Here is a 24,419-nt window from a genome sequence, read left to right as displayed (position 1 = left end):
GGGCCCCCGCCTTAGCCCCCCCCCCCCCCCCCCCCGCCCCCGGGGCGGGGGGGGGGCGGGGGCCCGGGGGGGGGCCCCCCCCCGCGGGGGGGGGGGGGGCCCCCCCCCCGTCGCTCTCGGTGAATGACACGATCGAGCGAAGATCTTCCTCGGTATTCGCGCTTATGGTGTGGGCCATGTCAGACACCCCCCGAGCCCGCGCGCTGGGAAAGGAATTGCGTGCCGTTCGCGAGCAATCCGGACTGACCTTGCGCCAGCTCGGCGATCTGATCGGCTGCTCCGAAGCGAAGGTGAGCCGAATGGAGACGGCCCGCCGCCGCCTCGCCCCGAATTCCGTGCGGGCCTTCCTGGACGCCGTGGACGTGCGCGGTGCTAACCGCGACCGGTTGTTGCGCCTCGCCTACGACATCGATGAACCGGTGTGGTGGGAATCGGGCATCGGATTGCCCGCGCAGCTCACCGAACTCATCGACGCGGAGAAACGCGCGGTGTGCATCACCGAGGCGTCCGAAGTCCTCGTTCCCGGACTGCTGCAGATCCCCGACTACGCCCGCGCGCTGTTCAACGCCACCGGTGTTCCGGCCGAGCAGGTCGACCGGCTCATCGGGGCCCGCTTGGCCCGGCAGGGAATCCTGCACCGCGCCGAACCGACCCGGTACGTGGTGCTGCTGGACGAGGCCGCGCTGTGCCGAGCGGTCGGCGGGCCTGCGGTGATGGCCGCGCAGCTGAACGCGATGTGCGCGGTGTGCCGGGAGCCGAACATCTCCCTGCACGTGGTGCCGTTCGCCGCGGGCGCGCACACCGGACTGGACGGCCCGTTCCTCCTGCTGGAGTTCGTCCGGAGCAGGCCGGTGGTCCATTTGGAACAGCGCAGGTGCGGTGCATTCCTCGACGACCCGGAAGATGTAACGCCCTTTTTGCACGCGCGATCTAGTCTGTGCCGGACGGCGCTGAGCCCTGATCGTTCCTTGGAACTCGTCGCGGCTTATGCGCGCAGGTACGAGTGCGGGGAGGGCACTGGTCATGGGGACGGGGCGTTGGCGGAAATCGAGCTACAGCGGTAGTCAATCGGCGTGCGTGGAAGTCGGTTCGATCGCGATGCGGGTGGATGTGCGCGATTCGAAGGACCAGTCCGCGGTGCTGTGCTTCCGGCGTGATCAGTGGCGAACTTTCCTGGCCGAGATCAAGTACTCGGATTGATCCCGGCCGGGCGGCGCGTGCCGGGGGCGGGGGCGTGCCCGGCCCGCGCCGCACCCGGTGCCCGCGGCGCGCGGGAACCTCGGACACGGTGCGTCAAGAGGTTGCCGCGAAAGCCACCCGATCGAGGGCAGACTGTTGAACTGCGCGCACCCTCGGCCTCTAGGGTGCTGGGGTGGATTCGGGATCGGAGCCCGACTCGCGCGAACCGTTCGGGGGCATTCGGGTTCGCGCCCGGTTCGTCCCGCCGCACCGGCGGCCCGGCGAAGACACCGACGCGACCCCGCGGCGGTGCGCGAAGGAGTAGTGGGTGTCCCTGCACGTCTCGGTCGACTTCGGCACCTCGAGCACTTGCACCGTGGTGTCCGTCGGCGGCGGTGAACCGCAGGTGGTGGTCGTCGACGGCCAACCCCTGGTGCCCTCCGCGGTGTTCGCCGCGGCCGACGGCACGTTGTTCGTCGGCCACGAGGCGGAGCGGCAGGCCGCCGTCGACCCGTCCCGGTTCGAACCGCACCCCAAGCGCCGCATCGACGAGGGCGAGCTGCTGCTGGGCAGCAGCGTGCTGCGCGTCGGCGACGTGGTGCGCGCGGTGCTGCAGCGGGCCGTCGGCGAGGCCCGCCGGTTCGCCGCGGGCGCGGGCGTGGACCTGCTCGTGCTCACCCATCCCGCGGACTGGGGTTCGGTCCGCGCCGGGGTGCTGCGCCAGGCCGCGGCCGGGCTGGCGAAGGAAGTCGTGCTGGTGCCGGAGCCCGTCGCGGCCGCGGTGTTCCACTCCGCCGGGCACGGGCTGCCCGATGGCGGGGCGCTCGCCGTGCTCGACCTGGGCGGCGGCACCGTGGACGCCAGCGTCGTCTGCAAGCAGGGCCGCGCGTTCCGGGTGCTGGCGACGAAGGGCGAGCCGAACTTCGGCGGCGCCGACATCGACCAGGCCCTGCTGGAGCACATCGGTTCCGTCGTGTCCGGAATGGACCCGGCCGCGTGGCACAAGCTCGTCGAGGGCCGCGACATGGCGGACCGGCGGCGCCGCCGGGTGCTGCGCCAGGACGTGCGCGGCGCGAAGGAGACGCTGTCCCGGCACACCTACACCGACGTGCCGATGCCACCGCCGTTCTCCGACGCGCACGTCACCCGCGCCGACCTGGAGCGTCTGGTGGCGGCACCGCTGGCGAAGTCCGCCGACCTGGTCTCGGCGACCTTGCAGGAGGGGCAGGTGCCGCGGGACCGGCTGGCCGGGGTGTTCCTGGTCGGCGGTTCCAGCCGGATCCCGCTGGTGGCCCGGCTCATCCACGAGCGCACCGGGGTGCTGCCGACCACCTTGGACCAACCGGAGACGGTGGTGGCCCGCGGTGCGCTGCGGGCGGTGCGGCTGGACCCGGAGCGCACCGGTGGGCTCGCGCCCGCGGGCGCGCACCGCGGCGCACGCGCACCCGCCGCGCGCCCGCAGCACGCGGGCGTCCCGCGGCAGCAGTGGGCGCAGCAGCCCGCCGTCGCTCCGCCGGGCGATTCGCTCAGCCGCGCCTCCACCATCGTCATCGGCGCCGGCGACCAGACCCGGCCGGTGTTCCACACCCCGGTGCCCCGGCGGACCGGGGTGCGGCCGTGGGTGTGGGGCGCGGGCGCGGCGGCGGCCGTGGTCGTCGCGGTGGTGGTCGCGGTGCTGCTCTCGCAGGTCGCAGGCGGGCGGGCGGCGGCGCCACCGCGGCACGTCGCGCAGTACGAGTACGGCTTCGACTACCCGGCGGGCTGGCGGCAGACCGGCGGTGATCCGCAGCTGTGGCAGACGGTGGTCGCGCCGCGGTCCGACGGGGACGACCTGATCGTCGTGCAGCAGGGCGACCTCGGCTACGACGTGGCGGCCGGGCGGGCCCGCGCGGTCGCGGACCTGCGCGCCGAGTACGACCGGTTCAACGCCGATGGGGGGCGGTTCTCCGGTTTCGACGCCTCGGCGACCTTCGCGGGCCGGGACGTCGTGTACTACCGGGAGGACCTGCCGGGCACGACCGCGGAGTGGTTCGTGGTGCACCGCGGGCAGTACCAGGTGAGCGTGGGCTGCCGGTACACCCCGGCCGGGAAGTCCGAAGTGGAGCGGGCCTGCGAGCAGGTCGTCTCCTCGCTCTCGGTCACCGGGTGACGGTCGCCCGCGAAATCGGTAACGGGTGCAAATCGCTTTCGCGAATTCCGCGTGCGATCCGCCGAGAACTCGGCACGAGCGGATTCTTTCGCAATCGCTAATCCGCGCGTGACCAGCGATTTCGCCCTTCCGCGTTCACAGCCGCAACCGTTTCCGGAAAAAGCTGGGACAGGGCGGAACCGGACGTGGCAATGTCTGCGTCGTAGGTTCATCGATCTTCGAGCAACGAATGAAGGGGGCTCACCTATGAGCGGGATGGGTACCGACGCGGACCTGATGGCGAAGGCCGCGGGTCAGGTCGAAGAGGTTCGGGGCAACGTCGAGAACGCGGTGAGCACGCTGGACGGGCAGATCGCGCCGGTCCTGGCCTCCTGGAAGGGCGGGGCGTCCGACGTCTTCCGCCGCCTGATGGACGCGTTCCAGGAGAACGCCAAGACCATCAACCAGAAGCTGGGCGAGATCAGCGAGAACATCCAGTCCTCGGGGCAGGCGTACACCCAGAACGAAGAGGAGCAGGCGGCCGAGATCTCCAAGATCGAGGGCATGCTCGGCGGCTGAGCCCGCCTCCGACGTTCTTTCTCCACCTTCTTCCGACCACTTCACGTGAGGGGACTTCACCATGGAAATTCGGGTTGATTTCGGCCAGCTGAGCCAGGCCGCCGACGACCTGGGCGGTGCCGCCACCAAGATCCAGGCCGAGCTGGACGAGCTGGAGAACATGCTCAAGCCGCTGGTCAGCACTTGGGAAGGCCAGGCGCAGGAGGCGTACCGCGCCGCGCAGTCCGAGTGGGACAAGGCCGCCCAGAACATGATCGAGATCGCCGCGAAGATGGGCATGGCCGTCAACGCCGCGAACGAGTCCTACCAGGCCGGTGAGGCGAAGAACGCCGGTCGCTTCGGCGGCTGATTCTCCGCGCCGCGCCGATCGCCGACCCCGGACGCCCCTCGCGGCCCGGGGTCGGCGGTGTTCCGGGGCGGGTGCCCGGGGCTCCCGGGCCGCCCGGTAGCATCCACTCGGCGACTCGGCACGCCGACGGCGTTCCCCCGACGAAGGGGACCCCGTATCGGTGGGTCTTTTCGCCAACGAGTACCCTGATTGTTTGTTGTGCGGTGCGCGACTGCGGTGTTGGAGCGGTGACCGGCCCAACGGAAAGCCCGGCGAGAGCCGAGGCCGAACCGGGCCACAGGTCTCTGGTGACACCCAGGACGTGCCGGTTCCCCGGCCAGATCGGGGATTCCGACCCGGCACGGTTCCGATGGGCTCCCCGGAGGAACACGGGGTCCGCACCGAGATTCCGACGCGAACGACGACGAGGTAGATCCGTGCGCACGTACAGCCCGAAGGCCGGCGAGGTGACCCGCGCCTGGCATGTCATCGACGCCGAGGACGTGGTGCTCGGCCGGCTGTCCACCCAGGCCGCCCTGCTGCTGCGCGGCAAGCACAAGCCGACTTACGCCCCGCACATCGACACCGGCGACTTCGTCGTCATCGTCAACGCTGAGAAGGTGGCGCTGACCGGCAAGAAGCGCGAGCAGGCGTTCCACTACCGGCACAGCGGTTACCCGGGCGGTCTGCGCAAGCAGTCCCTGGGGCAGGTTCTGGACTCGAAGCACCCGGAGCGCGTGCTCGAGAAGGCCATCAAGGGCATGCTGCCGAAGAACAAGCTCGGCCGGGCCATGGGCAAGAAGCTCAAGGTCTACGCAGGCCCGGAGCACCCCCACGCGGCCCAGAACCCGCAGCCGTACCAGATCAACGCGAAGGTCGAGAAGTGACCGAGGGACCCGAGGACCAGCCAGTGACCACTCCTGCTCCGGAGGAGACTCCGGTTATCGAGACCGTCGGCGAGGACGTCGTCGAGAACATCGGCGAGCACTTCGCCGAGAACACCGAGGTCGACGCGGACGTCGAGGACGCGCCTCAGGAGTTCGCGCCGATCCCGTCCGGCCGCGCCGTGCAGACCGTCGGCCGCCGCAAGGAGGCGATCGTCCGCGTGCGCCTGACCTCCGGCAACGGTGGGTTCAAGCTGAACGGCAAGGCGCTCGAGGACTACTTCCCGAACAAGGTCCACCAGCAGATCGTGAAGGAACCGCTGGTTCTCGTGGAGCGCGCCGAGGGCTTCGACGTGCACGCGAACCTCAACGGCGGTGGCCCCTCCGGTCAGGCCGGTGCGCTGCGCATGGCCATCGCGCGCGCGCTGGTCGAGCTGGAGGCGGATGACCGCCCGGCGCTGAAGAAGGCCGGCATGCTCACCCGCGACCCGCGGGAGAAGGAGCGCAAGAAGTACGGCCTCAAGAAGGCCCGCAAGGCTCCGCAGTACAGCAAGCGCTGACCTTTCGTACGATTCACGGGAGCAGCCGTGGCGTCCGCGCGACGCCGGGGCTGCTCCCGTGATCTTTTTCCGGGCCGGGTTCGGCCTGACAGTGGCCCTGCCGTCGATCCAGGAGGATTCGCTGCACATGTCCCGGCTGTTCGGCACCGACGGGGTGCGAGGTCTTGCGAATTCGGACCTCACGCCGGAACTGGCGTTGTCCGTGGCGGCCGCGGCGGCCCGCGTGCTCTACGACCGCGACGACTCCCGGCGCCGGGTGGCGCTGGTCGGCCGCGACCCGCGGGCCAGCGGCGAGATGCTGGAGGCGGCGGTCACCGCAGGGCTGACCTCGGCGGGCATGGACGTGCTGCGGGTCGGCGTGCTGCCCACGCCGGCGGTCGCCTACCTGGTCGGTGAGCTGGGCGCTGACATCGGCGTGATGATCTCCGCCTCGCACAACCCGATGCCGGACAACGGGATCAAGCTGTTCGCCGCGGGCGGCCACAAGCTGCCGGACGCGGTGGAGGACGAGATCGCCGCGCGCCTCGACGAGGACGTGCAGCGCCCCACCGGCGAGCACGTGGGCCGGGTGCGGGACGTGCCGGACGCGGTGCAGCGCTACGTGGACCACCTGCTGGTGGCGACGCCGCAGCGGCTGGACGGCATCCGCGTCGTGGTGGACTGCGCGAACGGCGCGGCCTCCGGTGCGGCCCCCGAGGCCTACCGGCGCGCGGGCGCGGACGTGATCGCGCTGCACGCCGACCCGGACGGCATCAACATCAACGACGGCGTCGGCTCGACCCACCTGGACAACGTGCGGGCCGCGGTGCTGGAGCACGGCGCCGACCTGGGCATCGCGCACGACGGCGACGCGGACCGCTGCCTCGCGGTCGACGCGGCCGGGCAGGTCGTGGACGGCGACCAGATCCTCGCGGTGCTCGCGGTGGCGATGAAGGAGTCCGGCGAACTCGCCGACGACACGCTGGTCGCGACCGTGATGAGCAACCTGGGCCTGCACCTGGCGATGCGCGACCACGGCGTGAAGCTGCGCACCACCAAGGTCGGCGACCGCTACGTGCTGGAGGAGCTGCGCGCCGGCGGGTTCTCGCTGGGCGGCGAGCAGTCCGGGCACGTGGTGCTCCCGGGGCACGCCACCACCGGTGACGGGCTGCTCACGGCGCTGCGGTTGATGGGCCGGATGGCCGCGACCGGCGAGCCGCTGGCCGAGCTGGCGACCACGATGCGCCGGTTGCCGCAGGTGCTGGTGAACGTGCGGGTGGTGGACAAGGCGCAGGCCGTCTCGGCTCCCTCGGTGTCCGACGCCGTCGCGGCCGCGGAGGCCGAACTCGGTGAGCAGGGCCGGGTGCTGCTTCGCCCGTCCGGTACCGAACAGCTCGTGCGGGTGATGGTGGAGGCGCCGAGCGAGGCGATCGCCGACGCCACCGCGCAACGGCTCGCCGGGGTCGTTGCTGCCATCCGGTGAAGCTGTGATCTAGGTCTCCCCGCGCGGGCAGATGTGTGAGACGCTGCTCACATGGGTGCCATCGTCGTCGCCATCATCGTCGGACTGGTCGCGGTCGGGCTCGTCGCCGCCGTCCTCGTGTTCTCCGCCCTCGGCATAGCCGGGACCAAAGCCATCAACGCCGTGCACGACGGCGGTCAGTGGTGGGTGAACCGGCGGGCGCGCCGACATGGCTGAGCGGGTGCGCGCGGCGCGCGGGGAGTGGCTCGCGAACGTGGTCATGCTCCTGGTGCTGCCGCTGGCCGGGATGGCGCTGGCGGTGATCCTCGCGCTGGTGATCATCGGGTACTGAGCGGCCGGTCCGCTCCTCCTCCCGTCGGCGAGCCGCCGGTGGTCCGCGGTGCCGCGGGCGATACCTTGGGCGCGAGCCGAAGGGGGGGACCCGATGAACTGGATTTTTCTGCTCGTGAGCATTCTCGTCGGTGGTGGCGCCGGTGCGCTGACCGCCGCGCTCGTGGTGAAGGTGAAGCTGGGCGAGCACGCCCCGCAGCCGGGTCCGCCGCAGGCCGGCCCGCCGTTCGCGCAGCCGTTCCCCCACGCGCAGCCGCAGCCGTTCCCGCAGGGGCCGCACTCGCAGGTGCCCCAATCCCAGGCGCCCCAATCCCAGGCGCCGCCGTCGCAGCCGTTCCCGGCGGCCCAGCCGCAGCAGTTCGGCCAGCCCTTCCCGCAGTCGCAGCCGTTCCCGCAGCAGGCCCCGCCGCAGCCCTACCCGCCGCAGGGGCCCTACCCGCCGCGGTGAGCCTTCGCGTATGCAAGGAGATCATCGGATCCGGCCCGTGCGCCGCTCCCGCCTGCCAGGGTGAGGAACCTGGCGCCACCACCTGACGTCGCATCCGTGCGCGCGTCGGTGGGGGCGTGAAGTGCGAGGAGGGGCAACGATGTCAGGTTTCGGGACGAACTCGGGGGAGTTGGTCGCCGCCGGCAACAGCATCCGGGGTACGGCGGACCCGGTGCGCGATGAGCACGCCAAGAAGGTCGGGGAGCTCGGTCTGGGGGCCGAGGACTTCGGGCGCGTGCACCAGCAGGTCTTCGGAGGCTACCAGGAGGCGATGACCAAGCTGTCGAAGTGCGTCTCCTCGATGGCCGACGCCATGGACGACTTCGCCGGGAAGCTGGAGAAGACCGGGCAGGGTTACGACTGGTCCGACGCGGATGCGGCGGAGACCGTCGGGAAGTCGGGGAACAACTGATGGCCGACGAGCAGAAGTTCCCCTCCGTCGACGAAGTCAAAGCCATCATGGACGACAGCTCGGTCTCCGAGGACGCCAAGGTGACCTTGCTGCTCGACTACCGGCGTTCGGGCGGCGATGACCCGAACGACGAGCTCGACGCCTACATGACGAAGTACGACAACGGTGCCGGTGTGCAGCAGGTGCCGTACGAGAGCGGTGGCACCAGCACCGGTCAGCGCGTCAAGGATTCCTACGCCGGCGCGAAGAAGCAGGCGGACGAGGGCGCACAGGCGCGCCGCGAGCACGGCGAGGCGATCGAGAACGGCAAGTCCACGATCGGTGACACCCAGCGCCGCGCCGACAACGGGGAGGGCGCGGGGGCGGCGGATTCCGACCAGCTGCTCAACGCGGGTGCTCCGGGGTTGAGTCTGATGATCGACCTCGTGAAGCTGTACGCGAAGATCAAGAGCATCAAGCACGCCGGCGTCGGGGTCGGCGACGAGGCGAAGGTGAAGGAGCGCTACGACGAGCAGCGCGGCATCGGGTTCGCCAAGTTCGATCGGATCATCGGTGACCTGGAGAAGGCCGACCGCGGTACGGGGCAAGCGCACAGCGCGATGTCCGACCGGCTGGGGCAGTTGCGGCAGAACTGGACCGGGTCCGCGTCGGAGAGCGCGCAGGGGTTCTTCGACGAGAAGTTCACGCCCACGGCCCAGGATCGCGTGATCGAGCGGCTGCGCACGTCGGCGCAGGTCACGAAGGAGTCGATCAAGGCCGTCGGCGATCTCTGCCGGGAGAAGGCCCGCTTCGTCCTGGAACAGGACGGACGGCGCGCCGCGGTCTTCCAGCAGAAGAGCAAGCCGGACTGGGAAGTCACCATCGACCTCGCCAACGGGAGCGACGACGACCTGGTGATCCGCAAGGTCGCGAGCATCTGGCAGATCCCGATCGACGAGAGCTGCGGCGACGCCGACAAGGAAACGAAGGATGCGGCCCGGAACAAGGCCAACTCGGTGGTCCTGCAGTTCGCCGAGTCCATCGAGACGGAGTGGAAGAACTTCGTCCAGAAGTGCGATGACACCAAGACCGCCGTGGACGACGCGTGGAAGAAGCTGAACGAGGAGCTCGGCAAGGCCGAGGAGAACCCGTTCAGCAACCCCGGTCCGGCGCAGGACGAGTCCGGCCCGCAGGGTTCTGACCAGCAAGGTGCAGGTCGGCAGGGCCCTGGTGGTTCGCCGGGCGGCTCTCCTGGTGGTTCCCCCGGTGGTTCACCCGGCGGCTCTCCGGGCGGCTCCCCCGGCGGCTCTCCTGGTGGTTCGCCCGGCGGCGCGCCTTCGATGCCGGAGACTCCGGCGATGCCCGAGGCCCCGAAGACGCCGGAACCCCCTGAGCTGCCCGAGGTGCCGGGGATGCCGCAGCCCGGCGCGGACGGTTCGGGCGGACCGGGGGCCGGCGAGCCCGCGGTGGAGACGATCGGCGAGGGCGAGAACGCCGTGCAGGTCCAGGAACCGGACCAGCAGGGCACCTCGAAGGTCACGATCATCGGCGAGGACGGGCAGCCGAAGACCTACGACGTGCGGTTCGGCCCCGAGGGCGGTCTGCCGGGCGTCGGCACGAACCCGACCCCCGGCACGATGCCGGGGCAGGCGGACCTGCCCGGCGTGAGCACCCAGCCCGCTCCGGGCGCGATGCCGGGTGCGCCGGATCCCGCCCAGCAACCGGGCATCCCGGTCCAGCCGGGCGAGGACGACAAGGCGGTGATCCAGGAGGGCGACCGCACGATCACCTTGGAGCGGGCCCCGGACGGCAGCATCCGCGTCGACGTGGACAACGGGCCCGGCCGGCCGCCGGTGCAGCAGACCGTCGACTTCGCCGAGGACACCGCGGGTGCCGAGCCGCGGGGCGACGCGGTGCCGGGCGCGGTGCCCGGGCCGGTTCCGGTCGAGCCGCCCGCGATGCCGGGGGCGGAGCCGGACGCCGCGGCGAGCGCACCGGTCGGCCGCGATCCGGGCGCCGGATTCGACCCGTCGACGCCGGTCGGCACGCCACCGCAGGTCGGCGGCTACGAACCGCCCGCTTCCGGCGGGACCGAGCCGGTGGCGCCCGCGGCGTACGCGGCGTCGACCGACTCGCCGCCGGACCCGCTGACCCCGGCGCCGACCGCTCCGCAGTCGGCCGGGCTGGGGTTGGCGAGCGCGTTCACCGGCGACCACGTGCCCGGTTCGTTCACGACGATGTCCGGGCAGTTGTTCTCCGGGGACCTCTCGGATCCGCCGCCGGCGCACCCCGGCCCGTTCGGGGACGCGCAGCCGCAGGCCGGCGCGACCAGGATGGCCAGTGCGGACGACGCGGCTTCCGGCAGCTCGCAGGGCGCCACCGGGCTCGGCACCATGGGCGACCCGGCGGGCGGTCAGGGTGCCGCGCAGCAATCCGGTGGCATGGGCGGCGGCATGATGGGCGGCATGGGTGGCATGGGCGGCGGCCAGCAGGGCGGCGGCTCGGGTGATCAGGAACGGACGAACTCCAGCCCGTGGCGCACCCAGGGACAGCTGTTCGACGACGGCGTGGACGAGTCCGGTGCCCGGCACCGGGCGGTGTTCGGCGAGGACCGGCGGGGATGAGCGTGACGCAGGGGAGTGCGGGCTGAGATGAGCACCGAGACACCGGCGGCGCGCGCCTTCCGGGAGTCGATGACCAAGCTGGTCAGCGACGACGTGAACCGCAGCCACGAGCTCACCCGGAGTTCCCGGGAGAGCGCGGAGAAGGCCAAGGCGGGCATCGAGAGCACGGTCGCCACGGCGAAGAAGATGGCGGAGCGGGTCCGGGAGCGGGCGCAGCGCGAGAACGCCGAGCGCAACCGGGTCGCGGAGATCGACGTGGGCCTCCCGGACGACGAGGAGGAGTACACCGATCCGCCGCCCCGGCCGGTCGAGCAGCAGGACCGCAAGCCGCGCCCGGAACCGATGGCGCCGGAGCCGCGGGGCTGGCAGCAGCCGCCGCCGCGGCCCGCACCGCGACCGGCGTCCCGCCGCCGCCCGGTCGTCCAGGACGACGAGGACGACGACTTCTCGAACCGCACCTGGCTGAGGTGAGCACCGGGCCGCGTCCCCGCCGGGGCGCGGCCCGATCTCATCGGCTCACCTGTGCGACCAGGGCGCTGGTCGCGCCGCCACGCTCCTGCTGATCGTGGGGACGAACGAGAGCAGCGTCGCCGCCAGGCCGATCACGAGGAGAGCGGTGAAGCGGTTGTCGAAGAAGTGCCCGATGCCGAACCGGAACCCGCCGTGCACCAGGTCGTGCATCTCGTAGGCGGCGCTCATGAGGTAGGCGAGACCGCTCGCGGCCGCCGGGCCGACGGCGAGGATCCGCGCGGCGGGGTTGCGCGCGAAGCAGAGGATCGCGGCGACGAGGGCGACCAGCCCGCCCGGCACGATCAGGGCGCCGCGCGCGATCGCCAGGACGTTGTTCCACCCCGCCTAGGTCTGGCCGGACACGACTACGCGGCCGGCTTCGATGCTGTCGATGATCGAGGTGGTGCCGTCCACGAGGAAGAAGATCCCGACCACGCACAGCACCACGCCGTAGGCGATGCGCGGCCAGTTCGAAGCCGGGCGCCACGGCGGACCGGACGGTCGAGGTTGCCTCGGCGGTGGCCCGTACCCCGGTTGGTGGTCCTGGCGGTCGCTGCGGAGCGTTCACGAGCGGTGATTCTCGCTGCCGCGCCGCCGCCGCGAGGCGTTTCCGGCTGATCGCCGGCCGGAACTCAGGCGGTGAGGGCCGCGCTGCGGGTCCGGGCTTCGTCGATGGTGGCGCCGGAGACGTCGGAGTCGAGCAGCGCGCCCCACCGCTCGTCCCCGTCGAGGTGGCGGAGCAGGAACGCGGTGAGCAGCGCGCGGGCGGTGCGCTGGGTGCGGTACTCGGCCTTGCCGTGCAGCACCAGTTCCGTCCAGTGCCTGCCCTCGGTGAACCCGAGGTGGCTGGCCTTCGGCAGGGTGCGCAGCTGCACCGGCCCGCCCCAGGCGGCGGCGATCGGTTCGGCGTTGGCGACGGACGGCGCGAGCAGGTCCTTGCCGCCGGTGAGGTGCAGTCCGGGCGCGGTGACGCGGTGCGCGGCGGCCAGCGCCGAGGGCATCGTCTCGGTGACGGCGAAGGTGCCGACGGCGCGGACGCGCGGGTCGTCGGCGGCGGCGAGCACGGCGCTGCCCCCGCCGAGCGCGTGCCCGGCGACGGCGAGCTTGCGGTCGTCGACGCTGAGCTGCCCGTCGCCGAGCCGCACGCCGGTGCAGATGTCGAGCGCGGTGCGCAGGTCCGCGGCCAGCATCCGGTGCGAGGCCAGCGGCCCGCGCTGGGTGCCGGGCGCGGCGGCGACGATCCCCCAGGAGGCCAGGTGGCGCAGCAGCCCCGCGTACCGGCGGGGCGACTGCAACCAGCCGTGGCCGAACGCGACGGCGGGCAGTCCGCGCCCGCTGCGCGGCGTGCACACGATGCCGGGCAGGCCGACCAGCGCGAGATCGCCGTGCAGCACCTCGTGCGGCCCGCGGTGGGACAGTTCTTCCAACGCCTTCTTGGCATTCCGCGCCATGGTGGGTCACGGTAGCCGACGCGGGCGCGACCGCGCCCACGCGAGGTGCGCGGTTCGTCACGTGGCGGATGCCTCGCTCGCGGCCGCCGGGCCGGCGCACCACCGGAACTCCCCAGGCGGGGACCGCGACCGCGGGTGCCGGGACCGGGCGCGGGCCGTTGACCGGCGGTGATGGGCGTCGCCGGGTCGTGGCGACGGGGTTCGCACCGTCAGGTGCGGCTGCCCTGCCCGTTCTGAGGCGTTCGGCGGCGGTGGCTACGCTGACTCGGGTGTGCGGCATCGTGGGTTACGTAGGACATCGTCAGGCGCTGGACGTGGTGCTGGACGGGCTCAGGCGGCTTGAGTACCGGGGTTACGACTCGGCGGGCGTCGCGATGCTCGACGGCGCGGGCGGTCTCGCGGTCGAGCGGGCGGCGGGGGCGCTGTCGAACCTGGAGGGCAAGCTCGCCGGACAGGACGGTTCGCGGTTCGCGGCGACCAGCGGCATGGGCCACACCCGGTGGGCGACGCACGGTGCGCCGACCGACCGCAACGCGCACCCGCACCGGGACGCGGCGGGCAAGGTCGCGGTGGTGCACAACGGCATCATCGAGAACTTCGCCGCGCTGCGCGCCGAGCTGGAGTCCGCGGGCGTGGAGATGGCCAGCGAGACCGACACCGAGACCGCGGCGCACCTGGTGGCCGCCGCGTACGCCTCCGGTCCGACCGCGGGTGACCTGAGCGCCAGCACCCGCGCGGTGGCGCGCCGGTTGGAGGGCGCGTTCACGCTGCTGGTCACCCACGCCGACGTGCCCGACGAGATCGTGGCGGCGCGCCGCTCCTCGCCGCTGGTGGTGGGCGTCGGCGAGGGGGAGCACTTCCTGGCCTCCGACGTGGCCGCGTTCATCGAGCACACCCGGGACGCGGTGGAACTCGGCCAGGACCAGGTCGTCACGATCGACCGCGCCGGCTACCGGGTCACCGACTTCGACGGCGTCGAGGTGCAGGCGAAGCCGTTCACCGTGGACTGGGACCTGTCGGCCGCCGAGAAGGGCGGCCACGACTACTTCATGCTCAAGGAGATCGAGGAGCAGCCCGAGGCGCTGGAGAACACGCTGCGCGGGCACTTCTCGGGCGGCGGCATCGTCCTCGACGAGCAGCGGATGACCGAGCAGGACCTGCGGGACATCGACAAGGTCTTCGTCGTCGCCTGCGGCACCGCCTACCACTCGGGCCTGCTCGCGAAGTACGCCATCGAGCACTGGTGCCGGATCCCGGTCGAGGTGGAGCTGGCCAGCGAGTTCCGCTACCGCGACCCGGTGCTGGGCCGCGACACCCTGGTCGTGGCGATCTCCCAGTCCGGCGAGACCGCGGACACCCTGGAGGCGGTGCGGCACGCGCGCACCCAGCGGGCCCGGGTGCTGGCCATCTGCAACACCAACGGCGCGCAGATCCCGCGCGAGTCGGACGCGGTGCTCTACACCCACGCCGGCCCGGAGATCGGGGTGGCGGCGACGAAGACGTTCCTGGCGCAGATCACCGCGAACTACCTGGTGGGGCTGGCGCTGGCGCAGGCGCGCGGCACGAAGTACTCGGACGAGGTGGCGCGCGAGTTCGAGGAGCTCGCCGCGATGCCGCAGGCCGTTCGGCAAACGCTGTCCACCGTGGACCAGGTGCGCACGCTGGGCCGGGAGCTGGCCGACTCGAAGGCGGTGCTGTTCCTGGGCCGCCACGTCGGCTACCCGGTGGCGCTGGAGGGCGCGCTGAAGCTCAAGGAGCTCGCCTACATGCACGCGGAGGGCTTCGCGGCGGGCGAGCTCAAGCACGGGCCGATCGCGCTGATCGAGGACCGGCTGCCGGTGGTCGTGGTGATGCCGTCGGCGAAGGGCCGGGCGCTGCTGCACTCGAAGATGCTGTCCAACATCCGCGAGATCCAGGCCCGCGGCGCCCGCACCATCGTCATCGCCGAGGAGGGCGACGAGGCGGTGCGCCCGTTCGCGGACGAGCTGATCGAGATCCCGGCGGTGGCGACGCTGCTGCAGCCGCTGGTGTCCACGGTCCCGTTGCAGGTGCTGGCGGCGGAGATCGCCCGGGCGCGCGGCTACGACGTGGACAAGCCCCGCAACCTCGCCAAGTCCGTCACGGTGGAGTGATCCACCGGCGCTGATCGGGCCGCTCGACCGCTGGTCGGCCCCCCCTTCTCGTCCGATGGGCGATGATCGGGTAGGACGGTGCCAGGCCGCGAGCGGACGGTGCCAGCCGCGAACAGGAGGTCGCCCGTGCAGGGAGCGTGGACCCCGGACCAGGTCCGGGACGCCGAGCGCAGCGTGTTCACCAGCACCCCGGAACCGGTGGTGATGCGCCGGGCCGCGTTCGCGGTCGCGGTGCACGGCGCCCGGCTGCTGGCGGAGACCGCGGGCGCGGTCGCGGGCAGGCACGTGGTGCTGCTGGTGGGGGCGGGCGGCAACGGCGGCGACGCGCTGTGGGCCGGGGTGGAGTTCCGGCGCCGCGGTGCGGGTGTGACCGCGCTGCTGCTGTCCCCGGACAAGGCGCACCCGGCGGGTTCGGCGGCGCTGCGCCGCGCGGGCGGCGTGCTCGTGGACGCGGCGGGTCCGGGAGCGGACACCGCCGGGGTCGGCGCGGCCGCCGCGGATGCGCTGGAGCGCGCGGACCTGGTGGTCGACGGGATCGTGGGGCTCTCGGCGCGGGGAAGCCTGCGTCCGCTGGCCGCGGAGCTGGTGTCCCGGGTGGCGGCGCCGGTGGTGGCGGTGGACCTGCCCTCCGGCGTCGACCCGATCACCGGTGCGGTGGACGGGCCCGCGGTGGACGCGGACCTGACGGTGACGTTCGGCGGCCGCAAACCGGGCCACGTGCTCGGCGCCGGGTCGGTGCGGTCGGGTGCGGTGGTGGTGGCAGGCATCGGCGTGGACGAGCACCTGCCGGAGCCGGACCTGTTCGTGCTGGACGCGGCGGACGTGGGCGCGGGCTGGCCGGTCCCGCGGCCGCAGGACGACAAGTACTCGCAGGGCGTGGTGGGCGTCGCCGCCGGTTCCGCGACGTACCCGGGCGCGGCGGTGCTGGCGACCGGCTCGGCCGTGCAGGCGACCTCGGGCATGGTGCGCTACGCGGGTTCGGCGGCGGACCTGGTGCGCTCGCACTGGCCGGAGGTGGTGGCCACCGGCTCGATCACCGACGCCGGCCGGGTGCAGGCGTGGGCGGTCGGGCCGGGCATCGGCACCGGCGCCAGCGGCCGCGAGGTGCTGCGGCACGCGCTGGAGTCGGGGCGGCCGGTGTGCGCGGACGCCGACTCGATCACCCTGCTCGCGGAGGACCCGACGCTGTGGGACGCGCGGGACCCGGACGCGGCGGTGGTGCTGACGCCGCACGCCGGGGAGTTCCAGCGGCTCGCGGGCGAGGTCGGTGCGGACCGGGTCGCCGCGGCGCGGGAGGTGGCGCGGCGCTTCGACGTGGTGCTGCTGCTCAAGGGCAACACGACGGTGGTGGCGGCCCCGGACGGCCGGGTGCTGGTGAACCCCTCGGTGCACGCCTGGCCCGCCACCGCCGGATCGGGTGATGTGCTGACCGGGTTGATCGGCGCGCTGCTGGCGGCGGGCATCGATCCGTGGCTGGCCTGCGGATACGCGGCCCACGCGCACGCGCTGGCGGCCGAGCTCGCCGCGTTCGGGCCGGAGGCCGGGGACGATCCGGTGGGTGCTCCGATCGGCGCGTCGGCGCTGCTCAGGTCGGTTCCGGCGGCGATCCGGACGCTCCGCGCGAGCTGACGGGCCGGTCCGGGGCCGGCGTTGATCTCGGGGCGGGGGTGGGTCACATGTGCGGGCCTTCGTCCGGTTTCCGTGTGCGACGATGTGCGCGCCATGACCGAACAGCCCGTGCACCGCGCCGACCTGCGCATTGACGTCGACGCGCTCCGCAACAACGTCGCCCTGCTGGCCGAGCGCGCCCGGCGTTCCGGTGCTCGCACGATGGTGGTGGTGAAGTCCGACGGCTACGGCCACGGTGCCGCGACCGTCGCGCGCGCCGCGCTGTCCGCGGGCGCCTCCGAGCTGGGCGTGGCCGCGATCGGCGAGGCGCTGCGGCTGCGCGCGGACGGCATCACCGCGCCGCTGCTGTGCTGGCTGCACGCCCCGGGCGACGACTTCGACGCGGCCGTCGCCGCGGACGTGCAGCTCGGCGTCTCCTCGGAGGCGGAGCTGCACGCGATCGCCGCGGCCGCGCAGGCGCGGTCGACGACCGCCCGGGTGCACCTCAAGATCGATACCGGGTTGAGCCGCAACGGCTGCCCACCGGAGCTGTGGCCGTCGCTGGTGGAGCGGGCGGCGAAGGCGCAGGCCGCGGGCGCGGTCGAGGTCGTGGCCGTGTGGTCGCACCTGGCGTGCGCCGACGAGCTCGGGCACCCGTCGATCGACGCGCAGGCCGCTCGCTTCGACGCGGCCTACCGGCAGGCGCGCGCCGCCGGGCTCGACCCGATCCGGCACCTGGCGAACTCGGCGGCGGTGCTGACCCGCCCCGATCTGCACTTCGAGCTGGTGCGCCCCGGCATCGCCGCCTACGGGCTGGACCCGGTGCCGCAGGACGGCGACCACGGGCTGGTCCCGGCGATGACGTTCCGCTCCACCGTGGTGCTGACCAAGCGGGTCGCCGCGGGCGAGAGCGTGTCCTACGGCCACCGGTGGACCGCGGACCGCCCGTGCACGTTGGCGCTGGTCCCGGTCGGCTACGCCGACGGCGTGCCGCGCAGCCTCTCCGGCCGCATGGAGGTGTGGCTGGCCGGGCGCCGCCGTCCCGTCGTGGGCCGGGTGTGCATGGACCAGCTGGTGGTGCGCTGCGACGACGACCCGGTCGCCGCGGGCGACGAGGTGGTGCTGTTCGGCGCCGGTGAGCAGGGCGCGCCGACCGCCGCGGAATGGGCGGAGGCGCTCGGCACGATCCACTACGAGATCGTCACCGGCATGTACCGGCCGCGGGTGACGCGCACCGCGGTGGGGACGGAGGCGACATGAGACCGGTGTGGCAGGCGCTCGCCTGGACCAGCGGGGTGCTCGGGGCCGCGGTGACCGGTGCGGTCGTCGGCGTCGCCGCGCACAGCTCGCGCATCGCCACCCAGCGCCAGGACGAGGACGACCCGCACGCCGAGGAATCGCTGGGCAAGCTGCGACCGGACCGGCAGTCCACGGTCGCCGCCGACGACGGCGTCCCGCTCGCGGTGCAGGAGATCAAACCGGCGGACGGCGGGCACGCCGACCTGACGGTGGTGCTGGTGCACGGCTACGCGCTGGATTCGCGATGTTGGCACTTCCAGCGCCGCGACCTGCCGAAGATGACCGATCCGCGGGTGCGGGTGGTGCAGTACGACCAGCGCAGCCACGGCCGCTCCGGGCATTCCTCGCGGCGCGGCAGCACGATCGAGCAGCTCGGCAAGGACCTGGACGCGGTGGTGCGGGCGACCGCGCGGCGCGGACCGGTGGTGCTGGTGGGGCATTCGATGGGCGGCATGGCGATCATGGCGCTGGCCGAGCAGCGGCCGAAGCTGTTCCGGGACCGGGTGTGCGCGGTGGCGTTCATGAGCACCTCGGCCGGGGAGATCGGCGCCTCCGGCTTGCCGAAGCCGTGGCTGTCCCGGCACAACCCGCTGACCCGCGGCCTGGGCGTGATCGCCGGGTTGCAGCCGGAGCTGGTGGAGCGGGTGCGCCGCACCGGCGGGCAGCTGGCGTGGAGCATCGTGCGGGCGCTGTCGTTCGGCGACCGCGAGGTCAGCCCGTCGCTGGTGGACCTGATGAACAAGATGATCTCGGCGACCACGGTCGAGGTGGTCACGGACTTCCTGGAGACGCTCGGTTCGCACGACCGCAAGGCCGCGCTGGCCGGGCTGCGGCACACCGAGGTGCTGGTGCTCAGCGGCGATCTGGACCGGATGACGCCGTTCTCGCACTCCGAGGTGATCGCCGGGGAGCTGCCGGACGCCGAGCTGGTGCGGGTGGAAGGCGCCGGGCACATGGCGATGCTGGAGCGGGACGAGCTGGTGACCGGGCACCTGGAGGCGCTGATCAGGCGCGGTGCCCGCCGCGCCGCGGAGGGCGAGACGAAGGTGGGCGGCCGGTCATGAGCACCGTCGAGTTGGCGACGCCGGAAGCGGCGCTGGAGTTCGGCAGGCGCCTCGGCGCCGTCCTGCGCGCGGGTGATCTGGTGGTCCTGGACGGCCCGCTGGGCGCGGGCAAGACCGTGCTGGCGAAGGGCATCGCCGCGGGCATGGGCGTGACGGGCCAGGTCACCTCGCCGACGTTCGTGATCGCCCGGGTGCACCACCCGGCGGCGGACGGGCCGCCGCTGGTGCACGTGGACGCCTACCGGCTGGGTGGCCTGGAGGACGTCGACGACCTGGACCTGGACACCGACCTCACCGATGCGGTGGTGGTCGTGGAGTGGGGAGCGGAGGTCGCGGACCGGCTCGCCGACGAGTTCCTGCTGATCAGGCTGCACCGCCGCGCCGATGACGTGCGCGAGGTGGAGCTGGAGCCGCACGGCGCGGACTGGCCGCAGCGCTTGGCCGCGGTCCGCGGCTGACCGCGCGAGGGATACCGGCGGGACCGATCCCGCCTCGATCTCCCGGTAGGAAGGGTGCGGGCGGCACCGTGCCGCGGGTGCGGCCTCCGCGGCGACGGCGTCCACCGCCCGTGCGGTGACCGGTGGGGCCGAGCGCGGTCCCACCGCTGCGGTGCGCGGATTCGGACGGTGCGGAGGGGCGCTCGGTGGTCGAGCACGTGATGGGCTTGCCGGTGCCGGCCCTGCTAGTGGTGGCGGCGGTGGTGCTGGTGCTGGAGTCGGGTTCGCCGCTGGGCGTGCTGCTGCCGGGTTCGCCGATGCTGCTCGCGCTGGGGCTGCTGTCCCGGCAGGGGGTGGTGCCGCTGTGGGTCGCCGTGCCGGTGGCGGGTGCCGCGTCGGCGCTGGGCTGCCAGTGGGCGTTCCTGCGGGCGCGGCGGCTGCGGTTGCTGGACGCGGACGCGGATCTGCTGGAGCCGCCGGGTCGCTGGGAGCGCGGGTTGATCCGGCGCGCCGGCCCGGAGCGGGTGCGCCGGGCGTTGTCGCTGCTGGAGCGCCGCGCGGTCCCGGCGGTGGCCGGCGCGCACTTCGTGAGCGTGCTGCGCACGTTGCTGCCGCGGTTGGCGGGCCGCGCGGGCGTCGCGCACCTGCGGTTCTGCGCGGCGAGCGTCCCGGCGGCGTTCACGTGGGCGGCGGTGGTGTGCGTGCTCGGCCGGGTCGCGGGGGAGGCCTACGGCCGGGTGTCGGCCGCGGTGGGCGTGGCAGGCGCGCCGCTGGTGGTGCTGGCCGCGCTCGGAGCGGGGGCGGTGCTGCTGGTGCGGCGGCGCCGGGCCGCGCGGGTGGAGCGCTCAGGCGCCGTGTGAGGCGGTGCGCAGTTCGGCGGCGAGCTTCTCGGCGAGGCGTTGCATGAGCGGGACGAGGGTGTCGGTGGACATGCGGGTCATCCGCCCTTCGGGACCGCTGATGGAGATCGCGGCTCCGGCAGGCGCCCCGGGCAGGGCCACCGCGTAGCAGCGGACGCCGACCTCCCGCTCGCCGTCGTCGACGGCGTAGCCCTGCTCGCGGATGCGGGCGAGCTCGTCCTGCATGGCGCCGACGCTGGTGATGGTGCGTTCGGTCTGCGCGCGCATCCCGGAGCGTTCGAGCAGCTGCGCGACGCTGTCGGCGGCGAGGTCGGCGAGCACGGCCTTGCCGACGGCGGTGGCGTGCGCGTCGACGCGGCGGCCGACCTCGGTGAACATCCGCATCGAGTGCTGCGAGGGCACCTGGGCGACGTAGACGACCTGGTCGCCGTCGAGGACCGCCATGTTGGAGGTCTCCCCGGTGGCTTCGGTGAGTTCGGCGAGGTAGGGCCGCGCCCAGGACCCGAGCGACCGGCTGGCGGTCTCGCCGAGCCGGATCAGCCGCGGGCCGAGCGAGTAGCGCCGGGACGGCTGCTGGCGGGCGTATCCGCTGCTCACGAGGGTCCGCATGATCCGGTGGATGGTGGGCAGCGGCAGCCCGGAGGTCTCGGCGAGTTCGGAGAGCGCGACTTCGCCGCCCGCGTCCGCCATCAGTTCCAGCAGGTCGAAGGCGCGCTCGATGGACTGCACCCCTCCGCCTTGGTTGGCACGACGTGGCCCGGTCATCGCTGCGGTCCCTTCGGGTCGGTCTGGTGATCGAGTCTAGTCGGCGGTGCCCGAGCTCATGTTGCCTCGGGCCACATGTGGAAACTAACATCCACGATGCAGAAAAGCACTGAAGCGTTCTGGCGCTGCCGAGCGGGCCCCGGCTCGGCGGCGAGCGCAGGTACCGAGAGAGGTGGGCTTCCATGTCCGACACGACCCCGACGACGAGCGTGCAGGTGCTCGGCGGCCCCGTGGAGCGCGGCGACGAGATCCTCACCGCCGAGGCCCTCGACTTCGTCGCCGGTCTGCAGCGGAAGTTCGGCGCCCGCCGCGACGAACTGCTCGCCCGCCGCGTGCAGCGCCGCGCCGAGGCCAAGCGCAACGGCAGGCTCGACTTCCTGCCGGAGACCGCGGAGGTCCGCGAGTCCGACTGGCAGGTCGCCGCGCCCCCGGCCGACATCGCCGACCGCCGCGTGGAGATCACCGGCCCCACCGACCGCAAGATGTCGGTGAACGCGCTCAACTCCGGTGCCCGCGTCTGGCTGGCCGACCTGGAGGACGCGAACACGCCGCACTGGTCGAACGTGGTCAGCGGCCAGGTCAACCTCTACGACGTGGTCCGCAAGCAGGTGGAGCTGACCACGCCGGAGGGCAAGCAGTACAAGCTGCGCGACGACGTGCAGCACGCGGTGCCGCTGGTGCGCCCCCGCGGCTGGCACTTCGACGACAAGCACGTGCTGGTCGACGGCAAGCCGATCGTCGGTGCGCTGCTGGACTTCGGGCTGTACTTCTTCCACAACGCCCAGGAGCTGGTGAACCGCGGCAGCGGGCCGTACTTCTACCTGCCGAAGATGGAGAGCCACCTCGAAGCGCGGCTGTGGAACGACGTGTTCACCCACGCCCAGCAGGAGCTCGGCATCCCGCACGGCACGATCCGCGGCACGGTGCTCATCGAGACGTTCCCGGCCGCGTTCGAGATGGAGGAGATCCTCTACGAGCTGCGCGACCACTCGGCCGGCCTGAACGCGGGCCGCTGGGACTACCTGTTCAGCGTCATCAAGACCTTCCGCGACTCCGACCAGTACGTGCTGCCGGACCGCAACACGGTCGGCATGACGGCGCCGTTCATGCGCGCCTACACCGAGCTGCTGGTGCGCACCTGCCACAAGCGGGGCGCGTTCGCGATCGGCGGCATGGCCGCGTTCATCCCGAACAAGAAGGACCCGGAAGCCAACGACAAGGCGATGCAGAAGGTCCACGACGACAAGAACCGCGAGGCCGGTGACGGTTTCGACGGTTCCTGGGTGGCGCACCCGGGCCTGGTGGAGATCTGCTTCGAGGAGTTCGACGCGGTCCTCGGCGACAAGCCGAACCAGATCGACCGCAAGCGCGCCGACGTGTCGATCACCGCGGACGACCTGCTCGCGGTGAACAAGACGCCCGGCGACAAGACCATCGAGGGCCTGCGCGCGGCCGTGGACGTCGGCGTCCGCTACATCGTGTCCTGGCTGGGCGGCAACGGTGCGGCGGCCATCCACAACCTGATGGAGGACGCCGCGACCGCCGAGATCTCCCGCTCGCAGATCTGGCAGTGGCTGCACAACGACGTGGTCCTCGCCGGTGGGGAGCAGGTGACGGTGGACCTGGTGCGCCAGGTCCTCGCCGACACCGAGCAGGCGCTGCGGGCCGAGGCCGGGTTCCCGACCGAGAACCTCGCCGCCGCGGTGGAGCTGTTCGAGCAGGTCGCGGTCGCCGACGAATTCGTCGACTTCCTGACCCTGCCCGCGTACGAGCGGATCTGATGCACTGGTCGTGATCCACTGGTGCGGAGGGGGCGGTGCGAGCCGCCCCCCCCGACGTTCCCGGAGGTGCGCGTGAGGACTTCGCTGGACGCCGAGCAGGTTCGGCGGCGGTTGGACCGGTTGTCGGAGGTGGACGAGGACCGGGCGCGGCGCCACCCGGGAGCGGGATCCGCGCGGCAGCCGGTGCACACCTGCTACGTGCCCGCGTCGGCGGTGGCCGCGGACGTGCTGCGGACGTGGGCGAGCACCGCGCTGGACGCGTTCGACGAGCACCTACCGGACCCGGCCGCGCTCGGCGCACTGCTGGGGATGGCCGATCCCGTTGCGGCCGCGGTGCATCCGCGGGTGCGGGAGAAGCTGGCCGGTGCCCCGGTCGAGGACCTGCGGATCGACTTCGAGGACGGCTACGGCTCGCCCGGCGACGAGACCGAGGACGCCGACGCCGAACGCACCGCCGGGATCGTCGCCGGGTGGCTGCGGGACGGGGAACAGCCGCTGAACTTCGGGCTGCGCGTGAAGTCCTTCGACACCCCCGAGCTGCGGGCGCGATCCGTGCGCACGCTGGACGTGTTCCTGACCGCGCTGCTGCGGGAGTGGGGGAGCCTGCCCGGCGGGTTCGTGCTCACCTTCCCGAAGGTCGTGGACGTCGCGCAGGTCGAGGTGCTGGTGGAGCTGCTGGAGCTGTTCGAGCAGCAGCTCGGGCTGGCCTCCGGGGCGCTGCGCTTCGAGATCCAGGTGGAGACCACTCAGTCCATCGTGGACGGTGCGGGCCGGTTGGCGCTGCCCCGGTTCGTCGAGGCCGGGCGGCGGCGGGTGAGCGGGCTGCACTTCGGCACCTACGACTACACCGCGAGCTGCGGGCTCACCGCCGCGCACCAGCACCTCGCGCACCGCTCCTGCGACTTCGCCCGGCACGTGATGCAGGTGTCCGCGGCCGGGACCGGGATCTTCCTGTCCGACGGGTCCACCAACGTGCTGCCCGTCGGCGACCAGGTGCGGCACGGCTGGCGCAACCACTACGAGCTGGTGCGGCGCTCGCTCGCGCACGGCTTCTACCAGGGCTGGGACCTGCACCCGGCGCAGCTGGTGAGCCGGTACGCCGCCGCGTTCGCGGAGTTCCGGGAGAGCGCACCGGCGCAGGCCGAGCGGATCGCCGCCTACGTCGGTTCCGGGAGCGGCGCGGTCCTCGACGAGCCCGCCACCGCCCGCGCCCTGGCGTCCGCGTTCGTGCGCGCCCTCGACGGCGGGGCGATCGACGCGGCGGAGGCGCGGGAGCTGACCACCATCGACGAGGCCGGGCTGCGCGCCCTCGCCCGCCTCTGACTCCTGCTTCGTCGAGTGAACGGACCGTTCGTCCCATCTAGTTGGTCGAACGGTCCGTTCACTCCTGCCGTTCGTCAGGGGTGAACGGACCGTTCGCCTCGTCTGGTTGGACGAGCGGTCCGTTGACTCGGGCTGTTCGTTGCGGGTGAACGGACCGTTCGTCCGGTCCGGTTGGTCGAACGGTCCGTTCACCCGGCGCGGGCGGCTAGGGTCGGTGGGAGTCCGATCGGCCTCGGG

25 protein-coding genes are annotated in these 24,419 nt (G+C 72.8%); 22 read left to right on the top strand and 3 right to left on the bottom strand.

The genetic code is table 11. The annotated features are described in order from the left end of the window. Positions 1 to 164: 164 nt before the first annotated feature. The 14 genes from LCD35_RS14035 to LCD35_RS13975 all read left to right on the top strand — a co-directional run bounded on the left by LCD35_RS14035 (position 165) and on the right by LCD35_RS13975 (position 11,423). Complete coding sequence (locus tag LCD35_RS14035; protein WP_308016913.1) at positions 165 to 1,064, top strand: helix-turn-helix transcriptional regulator; 900 nt, start codon at positions 165 to 167, stop codon at positions 1,062 to 1,064. Next, complete coding sequence (locus LCD35_RS14030) at positions 988 to 1,200, top strand: DUF397 domain-containing protein (RefSeq protein ID WP_308016912.1); 213 nt, start codon at positions 988 to 990, stop codon at positions 1,198 to 1,200. Before LCD35_RS14035 ends, LCD35_RS14030 begins: the two co-directional genes overlap by 77 nt. 307 nt (positions 1,201 to 1,507) lie before the next feature. Next, complete coding sequence (locus tag LCD35_RS14025; RefSeq protein WP_224967398.1) at positions 1,508 to 3,328, top strand: type VII secretion-associated protein; 1,821 nt, start codon at positions 1,508 to 1,510, stop codon at positions 3,326 to 3,328. Positions 3,329 to 3,574: 246 nt separating this feature from the next. Then, positions 3,575 to 3,886: a WXG100 family type VII secretion target gene (locus LCD35_RS14020; RefSeq protein ID WP_224956871.1), complete on the top strand. Its 312-nt coding sequence runs from the start codon at positions 3,575 to 3,577 to the stop codon at positions 3,884 to 3,886. Positions 3,887 to 3,947: 61 nt separating this feature from the next. Further along, positions 3,948 to 4,235 carry a WXG100 family type VII secretion target gene (locus LCD35_RS14015; protein ID WP_224956872.1) on the top strand — a complete coding sequence of 96 codons (288 nt, stop codon included), beginning with the start codon at positions 3,948 to 3,950 and terminating at the stop codon, positions 4,233 to 4,235. A gap of 416 nt (positions 4,236 to 4,651) precedes the next feature. Next, positions 4,652 to 5,101, top strand: coding sequence for a 50S ribosomal protein L13 (gene rplM / locus LCD35_RS14010; RefSeq protein ID WP_224956873.1), 450 nt, complete (start codon positions 4,652 to 4,654; stop codon positions 5,099 to 5,101). 161 nt (positions 5,102 to 5,262) lie between these two features. Next, complete coding sequence (rpsI, locus tag LCD35_RS14005) at positions 5,263 to 5,658, top strand: 30S ribosomal protein S9 (RefSeq protein WP_308011247.1); 396 nt, start codon at positions 5,263 to 5,265, stop codon at positions 5,656 to 5,658. A gap of 127 nt (positions 5,659 to 5,785) precedes the next feature. Beyond that, positions 5,786 to 7,120 (top strand): phosphoglucosamine mutase, encoded by a 1,335-nt coding sequence (gene glmM / locus LCD35_RS14000; RefSeq protein WP_225044310.1) that lies wholly within the window; start codon positions 5,786 to 5,788, stop codon positions 7,118 to 7,120. Positions 7,121 to 7,171: 51 nt separating this feature from the next. Next, positions 7,172 to 7,336 (top strand): hypothetical protein, encoded by a 165-nt coding sequence (locus LCD35_RS13995; RefSeq protein ID WP_224956875.1) that lies wholly within the window; start codon positions 7,172 to 7,174, stop codon positions 7,334 to 7,336. Beyond that, positions 7,329 to 7,451, top strand: coding sequence for a hypothetical protein (locus tag LCD35_RS29970; RefSeq protein ID WP_255614910.1), 123 nt, complete (start codon positions 7,329 to 7,331; stop codon positions 7,449 to 7,451). Before LCD35_RS13995 ends, LCD35_RS29970 begins: the two co-directional genes overlap by 8 nt. 114 nt (positions 7,452 to 7,565) lie before the next feature. Further along, positions 7,566 to 7,898 carry a hypothetical protein gene (locus tag LCD35_RS13990; protein WP_225044305.1) on the top strand — a complete coding sequence of 111 codons (333 nt, stop codon included), beginning with the start codon at positions 7,566 to 7,568 and terminating at the stop codon, positions 7,896 to 7,898. Between the two features lie 139 nt (positions 7,899 to 8,037). Continuing rightward, positions 8,038 to 8,349 (top strand): type VII secretion target, encoded by a 312-nt coding sequence (locus LCD35_RS13985; RefSeq protein ID WP_225044304.1) that lies wholly within the window; start codon positions 8,038 to 8,040, stop codon positions 8,347 to 8,349. After that, on the top strand, positions 8,349 to 10,952 hold the full coding sequence (locus LCD35_RS13980) for a hypothetical protein (protein WP_225044303.1): 2,604 nt from the start codon (positions 8,349 to 8,351) through the stop codon (positions 10,950 to 10,952). The genes LCD35_RS13985 and LCD35_RS13980 overlap by 1 nt, the downstream gene beginning before the upstream one ends. A 27-nt stretch (positions 10,953 to 10,979) precedes the next feature. After that, entirely contained in the window at positions 10,980 to 11,423 is a 444-nt protein-coding gene (locus LCD35_RS13975; protein ID WP_224956880.1) for a hypothetical protein, read from the top strand. Positions 11,424 to 11,468: 45 nt separating this feature from the next. Here the strand turns inward: LCD35_RS13975 and LCD35_RS13970 are convergent, their stop codons facing one another. After that, the gene (locus LCD35_RS13970; RefSeq protein WP_225044302.1) at positions 11,469 to 11,762 is read right to left on the bottom strand and encodes a hypothetical protein; all 294 of its coding nucleotides are present in this window, start codon (positions 11,760 to 11,762) and stop codon (positions 11,469 to 11,471) included. A gap of 332 nt (positions 11,763 to 12,094) precedes the next feature. Continuing rightward, a complete protein-coding gene (locus LCD35_RS13965) occupies positions 12,095 to 12,913 on the bottom strand; it encodes a dienelactone hydrolase family protein (protein WP_224956884.1) in 819 nt (272 codons plus the stop codon). A gap of 269 nt (positions 12,914 to 13,182) precedes the next feature. Between LCD35_RS13965 and glmS the strand changes: the two genes are divergently transcribed. The 6 genes from glmS to LCD35_RS13935 all read left to right on the top strand — a co-directional run bounded on the left by glmS (position 13,183) and on the right by LCD35_RS13935 (position 20,313). Continuing rightward, entirely contained in the window at positions 13,183 to 15,045 is a 1,863-nt protein-coding gene (gene glmS / locus LCD35_RS13960) for a glutamine--fructose-6-phosphate transaminase (isomerizing) (protein WP_224956886.1), read from the top strand. 126 nt (positions 15,046 to 15,171) lie between these two features. Then, a complete protein-coding gene (locus LCD35_RS13955; RefSeq protein WP_225044301.1) occupies positions 15,172 to 16,674 on the top strand; it encodes an NAD(P)H-hydrate dehydratase in 1,503 nt (500 codons plus the stop codon). Positions 16,675 to 16,767: 93 nt separating this feature from the next. Beyond that, positions 16,768 to 17,913, top strand: coding sequence for an alanine racemase (gene alr / locus LCD35_RS13950; protein ID WP_224967403.1), 1,146 nt, complete (start codon positions 16,768 to 16,770; stop codon positions 17,911 to 17,913). Further along, positions 17,910 to 19,016: an alpha/beta fold hydrolase gene (locus LCD35_RS13945; protein ID WP_224956888.1), complete on the top strand. Its 1,107-nt coding sequence runs from the start codon at positions 17,910 to 17,912 to the stop codon at positions 19,014 to 19,016. The genes alr and LCD35_RS13945 overlap by 4 nt, the downstream gene beginning before the upstream one ends. Further along, on the top strand, positions 19,013 to 19,474 hold the full coding sequence (gene tsaE, locus LCD35_RS13940) for a tRNA (adenosine(37)-N6)-threonylcarbamoyltransferase complex ATPase subunit type 1 TsaE (protein WP_224967404.1): 462 nt from the start codon (positions 19,013 to 19,015) through the stop codon (positions 19,472 to 19,474). Before LCD35_RS13945 ends, tsaE begins: the two co-directional genes overlap by 4 nt. Before the next feature lie 185 nt (positions 19,475 to 19,659). Beyond that, a complete protein-coding gene (locus LCD35_RS13935; protein WP_225044300.1) occupies positions 19,660 to 20,313 on the top strand; it encodes a DedA family protein in 654 nt (217 codons plus the stop codon). Here the strand turns inward: LCD35_RS13935 and LCD35_RS13930 are convergent. Continuing rightward, positions 20,299 to 21,078 (bottom strand): IclR family transcriptional regulator, encoded by a 780-nt coding sequence (locus LCD35_RS13930; RefSeq protein WP_224956891.1) that lies wholly within the window; start codon positions 21,076 to 21,078, stop codon positions 20,299 to 20,301. The genes LCD35_RS13935 and LCD35_RS13930 overlap by 15 nt on opposite strands. 182 nt (positions 21,079 to 21,260) lie before the next feature. Here LCD35_RS13930 and aceB point away from each other — a divergent pair, with 182 nt between their 5' ends. Both aceB and LCD35_RS13920 read left to right on the top strand, forming a co-directional pair. Further along, positions 21,261 to 22,859 carry a malate synthase A gene (gene aceB / locus LCD35_RS13925; RefSeq protein ID WP_224977661.1) on the top strand — a complete coding sequence of 533 codons (1,599 nt, stop codon included), beginning with the start codon at positions 21,261 to 21,263 and terminating at the stop codon, positions 22,857 to 22,859. Between the two features lie 72 nt (positions 22,860 to 22,931). Then, positions 22,932 to 24,182: an aldolase/citrate lyase family protein gene (locus LCD35_RS13920; RefSeq protein ID WP_224956893.1), complete on the top strand. Its 1,251-nt coding sequence runs from the start codon at positions 22,932 to 22,934 to the stop codon at positions 24,180 to 24,182. The last annotated feature ends 237 nt before the right edge of the window (positions 24,183 to 24,419 follow it).

Origin of the sequence: Saccharopolyspora sp. 6V (genome assembly GCF_020176785.1) — a bacterium.
Lineage (GTDB): Bacteria > Actinomycetota > Actinomycetes > Mycobacteriales > Pseudonocardiaceae > Saccharopolyspora_C > Saccharopolyspora_C gregorii.
This window is presented reverse-complemented; position numbering and strand designations above follow the sequence as displayed.

Coding starts and splice junctions, on each gene's coding strand:
- LCD35_RS14035 (WP_308016913.1), top strand. CDS start 165: ATGGTGTGGGCCATGTCAGACACCCCCCGAGCCCGCGCGCTGGGAAAG.
- LCD35_RS14030 (WP_308016912.1), top strand. CDS start 988: ATGCGCGCAGGTACGAGTGCGGGGAGGGCACTGGTCATGGGGACGGGG.
- LCD35_RS14020 (WP_224956871.1), top strand. CDS start 3,575: ATGAGCGGGATGGGTACCGACGCGGACCTGATGGCGAAGGCCGCGGGT.
- LCD35_RS14015 (WP_224956872.1), top strand. CDS start 3,948: ATGGAAATTCGGGTTGATTTCGGCCAGCTGAGCCAGGCCGCCGACGAC.
- glmM (WP_225044310.1), top strand. CDS start 5,786: ATGTCCCGGCTGTTCGGCACCGACGGGGTGCGAGGTCTTGCGAATTCG.
- LCD35_RS13995 (WP_224956875.1), top strand. CDS start 7,172: ATGGGTGCCATCGTCGTCGCCATCATCGTCGGACTGGTCGCGGTCGGG.
- LCD35_RS29970 (WP_255614910.1), top strand. CDS start 7,329: ATGGCTGAGCGGGTGCGCGCGGCGCGCGGGGAGTGGCTCGCGAACGTG.
- LCD35_RS13985 (WP_225044304.1), top strand. CDS start 8,038: ATGTCAGGTTTCGGGACGAACTCGGGGGAGTTGGTCGCCGCCGGCAAC.
- LCD35_RS13980 (WP_225044303.1), top strand. CDS start 8,349: ATGGCCGACGAGCAGAAGTTCCCCTCCGTCGACGAAGTCAAAGCCATC.
- LCD35_RS13975 (WP_224956880.1), top strand. CDS start 10,980: ATGAGCACCGAGACACCGGCGGCGCGCGCCTTCCGGGAGTCGATGACC.
- LCD35_RS13965 (WP_224956884.1), bottom strand. CDS start 12,913: ATGGCGCGGAATGCCAAGAAGGCGTTGGAAGAACTGTCCCACCGCGGG.
- alr (WP_224967403.1), top strand. CDS start 16,768: ATGACCGAACAGCCCGTGCACCGCGCCGACCTGCGCATTGACGTCGAC.
- LCD35_RS13945 (WP_224956888.1), top strand. CDS start 17,910: ATGAGACCGGTGTGGCAGGCGCTCGCCTGGACCAGCGGGGTGCTCGGG.
- tsaE (WP_224967404.1), top strand. CDS start 19,013: ATGAGCACCGTCGAGTTGGCGACGCCGGAAGCGGCGCTGGAGTTCGGC.
- LCD35_RS13930 (WP_224956891.1), bottom strand. CDS start 21,078: ATGACCGGGCCACGTCGTGCCAACCAAGGCGGAGGGGTGCAGTCCATC.
- aceB (WP_224977661.1), top strand. CDS start 21,261: ATGTCCGACACGACCCCGACGACGAGCGTGCAGGTGCTCGGCGGCCCC.